The following is a 15372-nucleotide window of genomic DNA, read 5'->3' on the forward strand; positions in this document are numbered from 1 at the left end:
AGTCTCCGCCCGCGAACTCGTCGGCGTCGCCTGACCCACCCCGCCGCGCATCCGCTCGGCGCGCCGTACCGACGCACTTTGGGCACCCACCAACCATTCCAACGCGCTCCGCGTGGTTGGTGGCTACCCAAAGACGCGCCGCGTGCCCAAAGATGCGCCGTGGGCCCAAAGGTGCGCCGCGCGCCCAAAGGTGGGTCGGCTGCTCTTTGGGGCCGGAGTGCGACTTTGAGCACCCACCAACCACGCGGAGCGCGTCGAAGTGTTTGGTGGCTACCCAAAGATGCAGCGTGCGCTCAAGGACGCGGCGCATACCCAAAGGTGGGCCGGCTGCTCTTTGGGTCCGGAGTGCGACTTTGAGCACCCACCAACCACGCGGAGCGCGTCGAAGTGGTTGGTGGCTACCCAAAGACGCGGCGCGTGCTCAGAGATGCGGCGTGCGCCCAGAGATGCCGCGTGCGCCCAAAGATGCGGCGTGCGCCCAAAGTCGCGTGGCTGCTCAAGCGGGAGCGCCCGGCCTGCATCCGGGCGACTCGGCGTCCCCTCCAGGTGCGTGGGTGCGTCCGGATCATGGGCTCTTGAATTAGTAACACGCTTGGTTTAACTTATCGGCGCCTGCCCCTGTGCGCTTCCGGACCGCCACCTGGAGACCTGCATGACTAGACGTCTGCTTGCCCGGTTCCTTCCCGCCCTCCTCCTCGCTGGTGCGATCGCGGCACCACAGCAGGCTCAGGCGGCGACCATGTATCCGAGCGGGGTGGGTGCCGATCTTGGGCCCGCGCCGACGACTCTCGGGGTGAAACCGGCGGCCGGTGACGACCCTGCGGGGTTGCGCACCGGGACCGAGCAGGGGCGCGGCTTCTGGCAGACCGACCCGGCAACAGGCACGGACTACCTGGAGTTCGACGTTGACCGCGATTACGTGGACGAGATCGGCACCGACGATGTCCTGGTGACGGTGACCTATCTCGACCGCGGCACCGGCAGTCTCGAGCTCCAGTACGACGCCGCCGCCAACCCGCAGGCCGACGCGACCGACCTCCAGCTGACCGGCAGCGGCCAGTGGAAGACCGGCATCTTCGAACTCACCGGCATCGGCTTCACGAACCGCCTTGGCGACGCCGACATCCGCCTGTTCGGCAGCGCCGACATCACCGTCGCCGGCCTGCGGATCAGTACGGCGGGTGCATCGGTCCAGCTCGGTGCGTCGCCGATCCAGTCCGGGATCAGCCCGCGGGCCGGTGACCGCGCCGAGAACCTGGTGACCGGCGTACAGGATGGGCGTCCGTACTGGCAGACCGACCGGACTGCTCCGGCGCCGGGCACGAACTTCTTCTACATGAACGTGTCCGACACGTACCTCTACAACAACCGCAGCCTGGTGCTGGTCAGCATCGACTACTTCGACGCGGGCAACGGGCAGTTCGGGATGCACTACGACTCCCCCGGGTCGACGATCCCGGACATGTTCAAGGGTTCCGAGGTCGTTCGCTACGGCGACACCAAGACCTGGAAGACCCATACGTTCGCGCTGCCCGACGCCGTGCTGACGAACCGCTCCAACGGCGGCGACTTCCGCATCCACAACGGTGACGGCGCTGTCGACCTCAAGGTCGCCGCGGTCCGCGTCGCCAAGGTCGCGACCACGCTCAACGTCACCGAGGGCCTGCTCGACCTCATCGGTACGGCGACCCGTGTCGAGAAGGCAGCTCGTGAGGGCGGCCGTGACGGCCAGTATCCCGTCGGCAGCCGCGCGATCCTGCGACAGGCGATCGACGATGCGCGCACGGTCGCAACCACGCCGGGCGCGACCGACGTACAGGTGAAGCAGGCGCTCCAAGCGCTGCAGGCCAAGCTTGACGCCTTCAAGCCGGTCGACACCAACTTCGCAAGCACCGGTACGGCGTCCGCCAGCGGTGGCACCGGCGTTGCGAACGTCAACGACGGTGATCACCAGAGCGCCTGGACGAGCGGTCCGGGTGATTCGTGGCTGCAGCTCGATCTCGGCAAGGTGCGGCCGGTGAACGACGTACGGGTCGAATGGGCGCAGGCCTACTCCCCCGACTACACCGTGCAGGTCTCGCAGGACGGGCTGAAGTTCACGGCAGTCGGCCGGACCGGTTCGCCGGGCGGCAACCAGATCAGCCGGACCCGTTTCGCCAGCGCCAACGCACGCTACGTCCGGGTCGTGATGAGCGGCGCGGAGACCTACATCGTCCGCGAACTGCAGCTCCGGCTCGCTCCGACAGCAACCCCGAAGCCGCGCCTGGTGAACACCGTGAACCCGACCGAGGACGGCGTGATCGCCGACTTCGACGCCACCTCGTACGGCGCCGATCGCAGCGGCCGCAAGGATTCGACCAAGGCGATCCAGGCCGCGATCTACGCGTGCCAGGATGCGGGCGGCGGCACGGTTTGGCTTCCGGCCGGCAAGTACAAGGTGACCGACACGATCGAGGTCCATGCGTTCTGCACGCTGCGCGGAGACCGCCGGGACCCGGACAAGGGCCGCGGCGACTACGGCACTGTCGTGATCGCCGACCTGAAGTCCGGTGACGACGGCCCGAGCCTGTTCCGGATCGGCGGCAGCGCCGGCGTCCTCGGCGTCACGACCTACTACCCGAACCAGAACGCCGCCAACCCGGTCCCGTACAACTACACCTTCGAGGTGCCGGGCGGCGCGTGGATCGGCAACGAGAACTACATGATGTCGACGATCGCCGATATCACCATGCTCAACTCGTACCGCGGCATCGGTGTCAGCACGATGCCCAACGACCGCGGTAACGCCCCGAGCTCCGGCCAGGTGCACGAGTCGACGACGATTCGGAACATCCGGGGAACCGCTCTCTTCGAAGGCGCGCGCGCCTACAACGGCGCCGACGTCGGCACCTGGGAGAACGTTGCCTTCAGCAACTCTTATTGGGCGACCGCGCCCGCGTCGTACCGTCCGCCGGCGCGAGCCGCTCTCGACACCTGGACGCGCAAGAACGGCACCGGCCTGGCGCTCGGCGATCTCGAGTGGGACCAGTTCCGCGGTATCGCGCTCTCCGACTACAAGACCGGCATTCACGTGGTGACCGGCCAGCGGGCCCAGTTCACCGGAAGCTTCCTGGACCTGGACATTCGCCGTACCGATGTCGGTGTGGTCGTTGACGAGATGGACAGCCGCTGGGGCTGGCAGATCGCCGGTGGGCGCATCGAGGGCAGCGTCAAGGCGATCGAGAACAACTCCCAGGGCTACGTGAAACTCACCGATGTCGCGGTGACCGGCGCCGTCGAGGGCGTCGTTCACCGAATGAGCGGCAAGGCGCCGAGCTACACCCAAAGAGCGCTCCCCAAGCCGACCCAACACCTGTACGTCGTCGATGCGCCGCACGGTATCGGGTATCTGCCCGCCGCCGACGCGACCAGCGCCGTCCAGAAGGTGCTCGACAAGGCCGGTCGGCATGGCGGCGGCATCGTCTACCTGCCAGCGGGGTGGTACCGGATCAGCACCCACCTGACCGTCCCCGCGAAGGTCGAGTTGCGCGGCGCATCCGCCGTACCGAATCGGGATCAGGGTGGCGCCAGCTACGGAACCGTCCTGCACGCCTTCGAGGGTCCCAACAACGCCGACGGCACCCCGCTCGTCACCCTCGGCAAGTCAGCCGGCCTCCGCGGGCTGCGCGTGTTCTATCCGGAGAACAACCCGGGCAGCGCCGATGGCGTCGTCGCCTACCCGTACGCCGTCCGCGGCTACGCCGGCGGCAACTACGTCATCAACGCCGGCTTCCCGAACACCTGGAACGGCATCGACCTGCGCGGCGACCACACCGTCGTACGGAAGGTCGCGGGAGCGTTCTTCGACCATGCCATCCACCTTGGCGCCGGTCGTGATGCCCGGGTCGAGGGCGTGCTCTCGAACGGGAACGCGGTCACCCGGACCGGGTACCAGCAGCCGTACTGGATGGACGAGGGCCGGATCTTCGAGCTCGTCATCGACAAGTACATGCGCAAGACCGCGAAGATCGTCACGGTCGACGGCACCACCGGCGTCACGCTGCTGAACGTGTTCGCCTACGGCTTCCACGACGGTCTGGTGGTGAACAGCGGTCAGGCGACCGCGATCAACCTCGGCACCGACAACCTCGGTGACGGCGGTTTCACCGTGAAGGTCCGCGAAGGGGATGTCGAGGTCACGAATATTGCCCGCTACAACGGCGCGACCCTCGAAGGACCGGCCGTTTTGCGCAACGTGATGGCGATCAACATGGTCCAGCGGAGTGTGAGCGTGGCGGCGAGCGGGAACGGTAGCGTCCGGATCGCCGGAAACGAGTCCGAGCCCGGGAAGTACGAACCGGGTACGCCAGTGACCGTGACGGCGGCGCCAACATCGGATAGCGTTTTCCGGAACTGGACCGTGGCCGGCACGGAGGTCTCGACCGACTCCACGTACACGTTCACCGTGACCACGGACCAGGTCCTGACCGCGAACTTCACTGCCAAGTAGGAGCGAGATGGCTGACACAGACCAGCGCGTCGCGATCGTGGGGTGCGGCATCATCGGCCGCACCCACGCGGACACCATCGCAGCACGACCCGATGCGACCGTCACGGCGCTCGTCGACAGCGACCCCGAGGCGCGGGCCGCTCTGGCTGCCCGGCTCAAGGAGGCTGGGCATCCGGAACCGCAGGTGTACGACGATCTGCCCGGAGCGCTCAGTGGGAGCGACGTGACCCTGGTTGCGATCTGCACGCCGAGCGGCACGCACGCCGCCCTGGCCGAGCAGGCGCTGGACGAGAAGAAGCACGTGGTGATCGAGAAGCCACTCGATGTCGACCTGATCCGGGCCCGCCGGCTCGGAGCGGCGGCGGACCGGGCGGCCAACCACGGCGCTGTCACGTCAGTGATCAGCCAGCACCGCTTCGACGCCGGTAGTGCGCAGGTGAAGCAGGCGATCGACGCAGGCCGGTTCGGTCAGCTCACCTCAGCCGTCGCGACGGTCGCCTGGTGGCGGAGCGATGAGTACTACGCCTCCGCCGGCTGGCGTGGCACCTGGGCGCAGGACGGCGGTGGCGCACTGATGAATCAGGGCGTGCATACCGTCGACCTGCTCCTGTGGTTCATGGGCCGACCGGTGAGCATCTACGCCCAGGCGATCCGGGCGGCTCACCAGGCGATCGAGGTCGAGGACACCGTCGTGGCCACGATCGCCTTCGAAAACGGTGCCGTCGGCACCCTGCACGCGACCACGGCTGCATTCCCTGGTGGCCGGACCCGCGTCTCCGTGCACGGAACTGAGGGCGGCGCCGAGCTCGAAGACGACCTGCTCACCCGGTTCAACGCCGACGGGAGCAAGGACGACCAGTCGGTCGACGCAGGGCCTCCCGGCGGTCACAAGGCGCAGTACGACGACATCCTGGGCGCCATCGCCAAGGGCGAGCAGCCCGGCATCACCGTCCACCACGCCATCGACGCACTGGCCACGGTCAAGGCCGTCTACATCGCGTCGACCCTGCAGCGGCCGGTGAAGTTCGTCGACGTCCTGGAAGGCCGGTACGACGACATCGACGTCTCCCGCGGTATCGGCTTCCCGCCCGGCTAACCCCGCCAAAGAGCAGCCGACCCACCCTTGTGCACGCCCCGCATCTTTGTGCACGCCCTCCATCTTTGGGAACCCACCAACCACGCAGCACCCTCCAAAACGGTTGGTGGGTTCTCAAAGTCGCCGTCCGTGCCCAAAGAGCAGCGGACCCACCTTTGGGCACGCGGCGCATCCTTGGGCATGTGTTGCGACTTTGGGTACGCGCTGGATCTTTGGGTACGCACCAACCACGCAGAGCGCGGCGCGATGGTTGGTGGGTACCCAAAGATGCCGTTCGCGCGCAAAGAGTGGGCGCGGGGCGGAAGGCGTTAGGCGCCGGGGGCGCGGTTGTTGAGGATGCGCTGGAAGAGGTTGGAGTCCTGCCAGCGGCCGCCGATGTAGAGGTAGTTCGGGGCGAAGCCGATCTGGGTGAAGCCAGTGCGTTCGAGTACGGCGTGCGACGCGGCGTTGTGCACGAACACGCTGGCTTGCAGGCGGTGCAGCTTCAGTTCGGTGTCGGCGAGCTCGGCGGCGGCATTCACCGCAAGGGTCATGAGCCCGCGGCCGACGGCTTCGGCGGCGAGCCAGTAGCCGAGGTGTGCGTTGCGGAAGGGGCCCGGCACGATGTCGCTCAAGGTGACCGCACCGACGATGCGGTCGTCTTCCGCGAGCAGCAGCGGCACCGCCGTACCTCGGTCAAAGCTTTCCAGTATTGAGGTCAGCCGCGCCCGCTGTCCCTCCGGAGTGAACCAGTCGGCGGGCCTGGCGGGCTCCCAGCGCGCCAGGTGATCCCAGCTGCGCGTGTAGGCATCGGCCAGCGCCGCAGCATCATCGACAGTGGCGAGGCGGAGTTCGACCGAGGGCGTGAGTTGGCTGGGCTTGATCACTTCGGAAGCCTACGAGCCTGACTTGAGCCACTGACTCGTGGGGTGAAAGCGTCGTGGAAGATCGTCGACGCGGCGCCGACAGCGGCGGCATCGGTCTGCAGCATCGACTCCTCGACGACCACCGGACGGATCTCGCGCGCCACCGGATGCAGGTTCACCGCCCGGCCGATCTCGGTCAGCAGGATCTTCGAGATCTCCGGCGCGTATGCCGGCCCGCCGACCACCACGAGGTCGATGTCGAGCAGATCGACCAGCCCGACCGCGCCCTGCCCGATCACCTGACCGACTCGCTTGGCTGCGCGCAACGCCGCTTCATCGCCAGCGGCCGCGGCTCGGCAGACCGCCTTGTACCGCTTGGCTTCGTCGTTCGCATCGAGATCCTTCTCGACATACCCGTACGACGCTGCGATCACCGGCAGCGAGGCGGTCGGGTTGCACTCGGGGACCATCTGCGGTCCGCTCTCGACGTCCCACTCCCCCATCCGCAACGCGGCGACCTGCCCGAACTCACCGGCGTTCGCGGTCCCGCCGCGATAGATCGACCCGTTCAGAATCAGTCCGCTGCCCACCCCTGTACCGAGGTAGAGATAAGCGAAGTCGCGTGCCCGCGCCGAGCGCCCGATCCAGCGTTCACCGATCGCGGCCGCCGTACCGTCCTTCTCGACGAGCACCGGGTGGTTCAGCTTCTCCTGCAGCAGATGCCGGATCTTCAACCCACGCCAAGCCGGCTGCAAAGGCAGTGCGAGCAGTGACCCGTCCGCATCGATCGGTCCCGGTACGGCGACGCCCACGCCCAGCATGGACTTCGGATCGACCTGGCTGATGCTGAGCGCCGCAGTCACGGTCGCCGCGGTCAGGTCGATCAGTTTGTCCGTCGGCAGGTCGTCGGCCAGGTCAACCGTCTCGCGGCGCACGATCGTGCCGTCGAGGTCGACCACCGCAACCGTCAGCAGCTCGGGATCGAGGTGGATGCCCACCGCGTGCGCGGCGTTCGAGCGCAACCGCACCGGCGTCCGCGGCTTCCCCAGCCGCTCAGCCCGCTCTTGCGCTTCCTCCACCAGCAGCCCTTGCTGCAGCAGGATCCGCAGGATGCGCGAGATCGACTGCTGCGTGAGCCCTGTGCGGCGGGAGATCTCGGTCCGGCTGATGATTCCGGCCAGCCGGATCGTCTCGATGATCACAGCCTCATTGAAGGACCCCAGGTCCAGCTGGTTCGCGCCAGCGCGTCCTTGCTCGTCGAACCCGTCGTCGGCCGTGCCCATCGTCCACCTCCCCGTCATGTCAGCCGTGATCGTACTGCGCTCGGAGCCTGCTTACGGTGCTTCAAGGGCACCGTCGATGCGTCGGACTCCGGCCGCCCACTCGTCGTGTCCGGACAACTCCGCCGGATAACGGGCCGCCGCCTCGAGATCGAGGTCGATTCCCCAGCCCGGTGCGTCGTTCGGCGTCAGCCAGCCGTCCTCGATCCGGAGTGTTCCCGGGAACACCTCGTGCACGGCGTCGTCGTACAGGTGGCCCTCTTGGATGCCGAAGGCAACAGAACTGACGTCGAGGGCGACGTTGGCCGCGGCGCCGATCGGTGAGGTGTCGCCAGGCCCGTGCCAAGCAGTCCGTACGCCGCACAGCTCGGCCAGGTCGGCGAGTTTGCGGGCCGGGGTGAGGCCGCCGATGTCGGAGACGTGGGAGCGGATGAAGTCGACGCCACCGTCCTTGATCAGCCGGACGGCGTCGCTCATGGACGTCGTCAGCTCGCCGACAGCCAGCGGCACCGGTGAGGCGGCCCGCACCTCGGGCAGGCGATCCCAGTGCTCCGGCGGCAGCACGTCCTCCAGGAAGAACAGCCCGTACTCCTCCAGCGACCGCGCGAGCAGCACAGCCTCCTTCGGTGTGAGCCGCGAGTGCACGTCATGCAGCAGCTCAAGGTTGTCCGGCAGCACGTGCCGAGCCTCCGCGAACAGCTCCGGCGTAGCGCGCAGGTAGTCGCGCGCCGACCAGCCGTTCCGGTACGGCGCGTTCGGGTAGAGGGTCGGGACCGCGGGAGCGCCGTACCCGCCGCCACCGGGAGTCGAGATCTGCAGCCGGACGTGCCGCAGCCCCTGTGAAACCAGCTTCTGTGCGTGGTCGAGTGCCTCCTCGATCGTGCGGCCGCTGGCATGCAGGTAGGTGTCTGCCGCCGCACGAACCTTCCCGCCGAGCAGCTCGTACACGGGCATGCCGGCACGCTTCCCCGCGATGTCCCACAGCGCCTGGTCGATCCCGGAGATCGCATTGTTGGTGACCGGGCCGCCACGCCAGTAGCCGCTGAATCCGGACAGCCGGGTCAGGTCGCCGATGTCACCGGGATAGCGACCGATCAGCAGCCGCGCCAGGTGCTCGTCGACGAACGTCTGCACGGCCTTCCACCGCTGCGTGAACGTCGCGCACCCGAGCCCGTACAGCCCTGGCTCGGTGGTGTCGATCTTCACGACCACCAGCGGGATGCCCTGCGGCGCGGTGACGATCGCCTGCACCGCGCGGATGCGGATGTCGTCCCGGACCGGCCACGGCTGGTCGAAGTTCGAAGGCATTCACAACTCCAGAGTCGGGAGGTCGAGTTCATGCTGCGCCTGGAAGCCCAGCACGGTTCGCACCGCGGTCAGGTCGATCGGCACCTCGCGGCCGATGAACCGCCGCAGCCGCGGAACATCCGGCGCAAACGCATCCAGCAAGGACTCAGTCGGGTACGGCGCATTCGTCGTACCGGCCGCGACGAAGAAGACGTGCGCGCCGGTCAGCGGAGCCGTCAGCCCGAGCTCGATCGCGTACGCCGCATCGCGGGTGTCGAGGTTGCTCCAGACCTCGCGGAGTCCGCTGGCCGGGTCGGCGCGCATGTGCTCGGCCTGCTGCTGAAGGACCTCGGCCGAGTTCGTGTGCGGGAACCGGAACGCGACCACGTCGATCCCCCATCGGCGCCACGCCATCCGGATCGTGTTCTCGTCGTTCTGCTTGGACAACGAGTACGGGTCGGCGATGTCGGCCGGGGTCCGCTCATCCAACGGGTAGTACGCCGGGTGCACGTCGTGCGGGTTGAACACCAGCCCGGAGGCGTTGATGCTGCTCGCGACCACCGCCCGCTTGATGCCAAGCGCGCCGGCCTGGGCCAGCACGTTGAACGTCGACACGACATTGATCGAGTACACGTCGTACGGCGTACCGGCCGACGGATGCGCCAAGGCCGCCAGATGCACGACGAACTCGGCGCCCTCCAAGGCCTGGGCCACGTCGGCCTCGGACCGGGTGTCGCCGATGAGGACTCGATCCGCCTTCAGATCGGGGTGCTCGACGTTCGACAGCGTCGTCACCAGCGCACCCAGCTCGTTGAGCCGTTGCACGGCGACCAGACCGATCCGGCCGCTGGCCCCCGTCACCAGGATCCGTCGGCCGTTGAGTGCAGATGTCATTCCTTGATACCGCCTGACATACCAACCCCTTTCAGGAACTGCTTCTGGAAGACCAAGAAGAGCACGACCGGGATGAGCACCGCCAGGAACAGCGCGCTCATCTGGAGCGAGATCTCAGTGGTCTTCGCGACCCGCGGCAGCGCGACCGAGATCGGCTGCAGTTTCGGGTCGGGCAGCACGAGGAGCGGCCAGAGGTAGTCCTTCCAGGAACCGATGACGGTCAGCAGCGCGACCACACCGACGATCGGCTTGGACAGCGGCAGGATCAGCGAGGTGAACATCCGCAGGTTGCCGGCGCCGTCGATCCGGGCCGCCTCGATCAGCTCGCGCGGGATCGAGTCGAAGTACCGCTTCATCACCAGCACGTTGAACGCGCCGGCCGCCGAAGGCAGCCAGACCGCCCAGAACGTGTTCTGCAGACTGATCCCGAGCACGGGCATCTTCAGGATCGTCATGTAGAGCGGGACCAGCGAGATGACACCAGGCAGGAAGAGCGTGGCCAGTACGGCGCCGGTGACGATCGGTCCCCATTTCGGCCGGAGCACGCTCAGGACGAAGGCTCCCGTCGTACAGACGAAGAGCGTCGAGACCATCGAGCCGAGCGCGATGATCGCGGTGTTGCCGAGGTAGGCGCCGATCTGGACGCGGTTCCAGGCGTCGGGGATGTTCTTCAGCTGGATGCCGGACGGCCAGAGCTGCATCGGGCCGCTGAGAATGTCCTGGCTGGTGGAGACGCCGGACTTGAGCAGCCATAACAGGGGGCCGACGCCGGCGACCAGTACGCCGATGAACAGGAGCACCTGGATCGCCGGTAGGCCGTAGCGGACCGTCGTACGGTGGCGGTCTTTCGTCGAGATGATGCCGCGCTCGTGGCTCATGTTGTGCTCCAGCGACGGGTGACGAAGTGGTAGGCGATCGACAGCAGGCAGAGCACTGCGGCGAGCAGCACGCTGAGGGCGGTCGCGGCGCCGAAGTCACCGTTGACGAAGGCGTACCGGTAGATCAGCAGCAGGATCGTCGTGGTCGCGTTGTTCGGGCCACCGCCGGTGAACAGGAACGGTTCGGTGAAGACCTGGAACGTCCCGATCAGCTGCAGCAGCATCATGATGAAGATGATTCCGCGGATCTGCGGCAGCGTGACGTGCCAGATCCGGCTCCAGATCCCGGCGCCGTCGAGCTCGGCCGCTTCATACAACTCGGTCCGTACGCCGGTCAGCGCGGCCAGGTAGATGATCGAGGTGGCCCCCGCGCCGGCCCAGGTCGCCTCGAGCACGATCGCCGGCATCGCGAGACTCTGCGAGTTCAGCCAGGCGAACGGGCCGATCCCGAACCAGCCGAGGATCGAGTTGAAGACCCCGGCCGCGCTCGGGTCGTAGAAGAACGTCCAGAGCAGGATCGCGGCCACCGGCGGGACGACGGCAGGCAGGTACGAGAGCACGTTGTAGAGCCAGCCGGTCGTCCGCAGTTCGCTGACGAACACGGCCAGGAACAGTGGCACCGGAAACCCGAAGACGAGCGCGAGAGCAGCGAAGTACAGGGTGTTGAGCGCGGCCTGCGGCAGTTGCGGGTCGGTCAGGACATAGCTGAAGTTCGCCATCCCGACCCACTCCGCCGGGGTGACCAGGTTGTTCTTCTGGAAGCTGAGGACCAGACCGCGCACGATCGGGCCCCAGGAGAAGTACAGGAAGGTCAGCACCAGCGGTACGGCGAACAGGACCGCGCTGAGGCCGCCGGAGCGGTACCAGGTCGTGAGAGACCGGGTACCGATGCGGCTCTGAGCAGATGTCTGGAACATTGGTCTACCGCGCGAGGCGGGCGTCGACCTTCGAAGCGGTCTCGCTCAGTAGCTTGTCGATGTCCGCGTCCTTCTTCGTGAGCACCTGCTGGACGACCGGGTCGAGCAGCGAGTAGACCTCCTGGCCCTTGTTGCCCGGCTCGGGCAACAGCTTCAGCGAGGTGGTCGAGTCGATGTAGCCCTGGAACTGCTTCACCGGCACGTTCACGTACGGCTCGCGCCACTTGTTGTACTGGTCGAACGTCGCCTGGCTCAGCGGCGTGATCGCAGGCCGGCCGACGAAGCCCTTGTCGGCGATCGAGTTCTTCGCATCCGTGACCGCGATCGACTCCGACGTGAACTTGTCGAACTGGTCGAACTTGATCCACTTCAGCCCGGCGACGATCTCGTTCTTGGTCGCCTTCGGGCTGATCATCTTCAGCGAGCCACCGGTCAGCGTGCCGAACGGGCCGCCGGCCTGCGGGAGCGCACCCTCGCCGAAGTCGGCCGGCTTCATCGCGAACTGCTTCACGCTCATGTCGAAGGCGTCCGGCGCCTGCATGACCATGCCGATCTTGCCGGCCGCGAAGTCCTGGCGGACCTCCTCCTGGTTGTAAAGGAAGCGGCTGCCCATCGAGTTGTCGGTCCAGCGCATGTCTTTGAGGAGCTGCAGCCCCTTCTTGGTCGGCGCGTCGTTGAAGGTGCTCTTCTTGCCGTCCTGGCTCTGGACCGTGCCGCCCATGCTGTAGGTCATCGTGGTCAGCATCCAGCCACCGGTGTTGTTCGTGGTGAGCTGCGCGTAGCCGGCCTTACCGGTCTTGTCCGCGATCTGCTTGGCGTACTGCCGGACCTCGTCCCAGGTCGTCGGCGGCTTGTCCGGGTCCAGCCCGGCCTGCGTGAACAGCGCCCGGTTGTAGGCCAGGCCGACCGAGAACACGTCGGTCGGTACGCCGTAGATGCGGCCCTTGTCGTCCTGGACGATCTTCAGGACGTTCGGGTTCAGGTCCTTGGTCAGGTCGACCAGTTTCAGCTCGTCGGTGATGTCCGGGAGTTGCTTGTTCGGGATCATGTTGGCCGGCTCGGTGAAGCTGATGCTCATCACCGTCGGTAGCGTTCCGCCGGCGATCTGGGCCTGGAAGGTCTGCGCCTGCCAGGCGGTCTCGGTCGACTTCACGGTGATGTTGGGGTACTTCGCCATGAAGTCTTTGACCTTCTGCTCGAACGACTTCAAGTCGTTCGGCTTGTCGGGGGTGGGGCGGTCCCCGATCGTGATCGTGACCGGCGCTTTCTCGTCGATCGCCCCGGCGCTGTCCGTGCCCGTCGTCGTACCGTCGGCGCACGCCACCAGGCCGAGCGCCAGTCCCGCCACGCCGACGACGGCGCCCAACCTGTTCGCTCTGGTCATTCGGAACTCCTCAAGTTTCCGGATGCGCCGGTGTGCACTGAGCCACACCGGCGAAATTCTTGAGTAAGTTAAACCAAGCGTGTTACTTATTCAAGAGCTGAGCAGTTCGGCCAGCCGCAGCGGCGTGCGATCCTCGAACATCGGACCGATCAGCTGCACTCCCACTGGCAGGCCCTCGGGTGATCTGCCCGCCGGTACGGCGGTGGCTGGCAGGCCCGGCATGGTCGCCAGCCCGGCCCAGACGAGCTGGTCGAAGAACGGGTACTCGACGCCGTCGATATCGATCCGGCGTCCCAGCAGGTCAACGTCGTGATTGTGCGGGAACGCGGGAGTCGGCGTGATCGGGCACACCACCGCGTCGAACTCGGCGAAGAACTCCCGCCAGGCCTGGCGGTGGAGCTCACGCCGGTGATTCGCCTCCATCCAGTCCCGGTGGCTGAACGTCATCGCGCGCAGCCGCGTGGCCCCAAGACTCTGGTCGTCTGCACTCAGTCCGGCGGCTTGGATCCGCAGCTGCTCGAGCGCGTCGACGGGAAACCGTGCGACGGTGCCCGAGAACAGCAACTGTGCGTAGAGCGTCGAGTTCTCGATCAGGTCGGGCAGCAGGCGGCCGTGCCGTTCGACGCGGGCGCCGCCCTCGGTGAGCGCGTCGGCGACTCGCTGCACACCCGCCCGGACAGCGGAGCCGGTCGGAATGAGCGGATGCTCCTCGAGAACCAGAACCCGGAAGTCATCAAGTTTTTGGTGGCGCGCGGGCGGCAGGTTCATGCTGTAGGCCAGGCCCGACGTCAGCGGATCCGGGCCTGCCATGACGTCCAGCAGTAGCGACAGGTCGCGGGCAGTGCGCGCCATCGGACCTGCGACGGCGAGGTCGAGCTCAACCGGCAAGGCCGGCCCGGGCGGCGCGACCATCCCCCGGGTCGCCACCAGGCCGAGCGTCGGCTTGTGCGCGTAGACACCGCAGAAATGCGCGGGCGTCCGCAGCGATCCACCGATATCGGAGCCGATCGACAGCGCACCGAACCCGGCCGCCAGCGCCGCCGCGGATCCGCCGGACGAACCACCCGCCGTACGGGTGTGATCCCAGGGGTTGTTGGTGGTGCCGTAGATCGCGTTGAAGCTCTGCAGGTCCTGCAACCCCAACGGCACATTGGTCTTCCCGAGGATCACCGCACCGGCCGCCTTCAACCGCGACACCTGTACGGCGTCCTCGGCCGGGACGTAGTTCGCGTGCTCCGGCATCCCCCAGGTCGTGGGCAACCCCACGACGTCGTACGACTCCTTCACCGTCACCGGGAGCCCAAGCAGCGGCCGCTCCGAACCGCCGGCCCTGGCCTCGTCGGCCGCGCGCGCCGCAGCTCGCGCACGGTCGAAGTCCGGCACACAGATCGCGTTGATCGCCTGGTCGTCGCGCTCGATCCGGGCGATCGCGTCCTCGGTGAGCTCCACCGAGGACGTCGAACCGGCCCGCATAGCAGCTAGAAACTCTTCGGCTGATTCCATGAATCCGACGGTAAGCGGGCGCTCGCGGAGCCATAAAATGCCGCCGCGGTCTACCCGAAACCGCGGACCCGGAACTGCATCGCGCGATACGGCCAACCGGCGTCGGTGTTCCACTGGCTGACCGACAGATGCAGATCGCTCAGCGTCGAGCCGGGGATGATGTAGCCGCCGTACAGCTGGGCGACGTGGTTGTCGTTCTCCTGACCCCAGGCGCCGCCGTAGATGAGGGGCTGGCGGATGGCGGTGTAGAGATTGTCGGTGGGCGTGTTCATGATCATGCCGTCGATGCGGTAGTCGCCGGCGTTGAACCACGTCAGGATCCATTTCCCGCCGAGCGGGCGCAGGCACAGTTCGCCGAAGTTGCCGCTCAGGATCGGGGTCGCCGGTTTGCCCCAGCCCCAGGAATTGTCACGGAAACCCCATGGCTCGTAGGCGGCCGGGTTCGCGATCTGGTCGCTGCGGACGCGCTTGAGAATGATCGGCTTGTTGCGCTGGAAGCCGGTCGAGTAGATGTAGACGTACCCGTCGCTGCCCAGCCCCCAGGTGATGCACTGGAACATCCCACCGTCGATGTTCGGGTCGAACTTCGCGCCGGTGTGATACCAGTTCGCGCCCGAGTTGTCGCTGCGCCAGATCTCGGTCCACACGACATTCCCGAGACCCTTGTTCACCATCACGTGCAGGTACATCGACCCGCCGATCGTGATCACATCCGACGGCAGCACCGTCGAGAACGTCGGGTTGTCATGCGGGTAGTCCCACAACTGCTCCGCCGCCGCACCACCCACCGCCCCCGACC

Annotated in this window: 11 protein-coding genes; 2 read left to right on the top strand and 9 right to left on the bottom strand. The window is 67.0% G+C overall.

Annotation, left to right across the window (positions count from 1 at the left end; translation table 11 throughout):
• The first annotated feature begins 652 nt into the window (after window positions 1–652).
• The gene (locus E1263_RS37725; RefSeq protein WP_132176421.1) at window positions 653–4489 is read left to right on the top strand and encodes a discoidin domain-containing protein; all 3837 of its coding nucleotides are present in this window, start codon (window positions 653–655) and stop codon (window positions 4487–4489) included.
• A gap of 7 nt (window positions 4490–4496) precedes the next feature.
• Entirely contained in the window at window positions 4497–5585 is a 1089-nt protein-coding gene (locus tag E1263_RS37730) for a Gfo/Idh/MocA family protein (protein ID WP_132176423.1), read from the top strand.
• A 308-nt stretch (window positions 5586–5893) separates the two neighbouring features.
• Here E1263_RS37730 and E1263_RS37735 read toward each other — a convergent pair whose 3' ends face one another.
• The 9 genes from E1263_RS37735 to E1263_RS37775 all read right to left on the bottom strand — a co-directional run.
• Window positions 5894–6451, bottom strand: a complete 558-nt coding sequence (locus E1263_RS37735; protein WP_132176425.1) for a GNAT family N-acetyltransferase — start codon at window positions 6449–6451, stop codon at window positions 5894–5896.
• Window positions 6448–7731, bottom strand: coding sequence for an ROK family transcriptional regulator (locus E1263_RS37740; RefSeq protein ID WP_238161921.1), 1284 nt, complete (start codon window positions 7729–7731; stop codon window positions 6448–6450). The genes E1263_RS37735 and E1263_RS37740 overlap by 4 nt, the downstream gene beginning before the upstream one ends.
• Before the next feature lie 33 nt (window positions 7732–7764).
• Window positions 7765–9018, bottom strand: coding sequence for an enolase C-terminal domain-like protein (locus E1263_RS37745; protein WP_132176427.1), 1254 nt, complete (start codon window positions 9016–9018; stop codon window positions 7765–7767).
• On the bottom strand, window positions 9019–9891 hold the full coding sequence (locus E1263_RS37750; RefSeq protein ID WP_132176429.1) for an NAD-dependent epimerase/dehydratase family protein: 873 nt from the start codon (window positions 9889–9891) through the stop codon (window positions 9019–9021).
• Window positions 9888–10769, bottom strand: coding sequence for a carbohydrate ABC transporter permease (locus tag E1263_RS37755; RefSeq protein WP_132176431.1), 882 nt, complete (start codon window positions 10767–10769; stop codon window positions 9888–9890). The genes E1263_RS37750 and E1263_RS37755 overlap by 4 nt, the downstream gene beginning before the upstream one ends.
• On the bottom strand, window positions 10766–11686 hold the full coding sequence (locus tag E1263_RS37760; protein ID WP_132176433.1) for a carbohydrate ABC transporter permease: 921 nt from the start codon (window positions 11684–11686) through the stop codon (window positions 10766–10768). Before E1263_RS37760 ends, E1263_RS37755 begins: the two co-directional genes overlap by 4 nt.
• Window positions 11687–11690: 4 nt before the next feature.
• A complete protein-coding gene (locus E1263_RS37765) occupies window positions 11691–13070 on the bottom strand; it encodes an ABC transporter substrate-binding protein (RefSeq protein WP_132176435.1) in 1380 nt (459 codons plus the stop codon).
• 90 nt (window positions 13071–13160) lie between these two features.
• Window positions 13161–14573 (bottom strand): amidase, encoded by a 1413-nt coding sequence (locus E1263_RS37770; RefSeq protein WP_132176437.1) that lies wholly within the window; start codon window positions 14571–14573, stop codon window positions 13161–13163.
• Window positions 14574–14623: 50 nt separating this feature from the next.
• Window positions 14624–15372 (bottom strand): DUF4185 domain-containing protein (locus E1263_RS37775; RefSeq protein ID WP_132176439.1); only part of this gene is annotated, 749 nt, incomplete at its 5' end.

Source organism: Kribbella antibiotica (assembly GCF_004349055.1).
GTDB lineage: Bacteria > Actinomycetota > Actinomycetes > Propionibacteriales > Kribbellaceae > Kribbella > Kribbella antibiotica.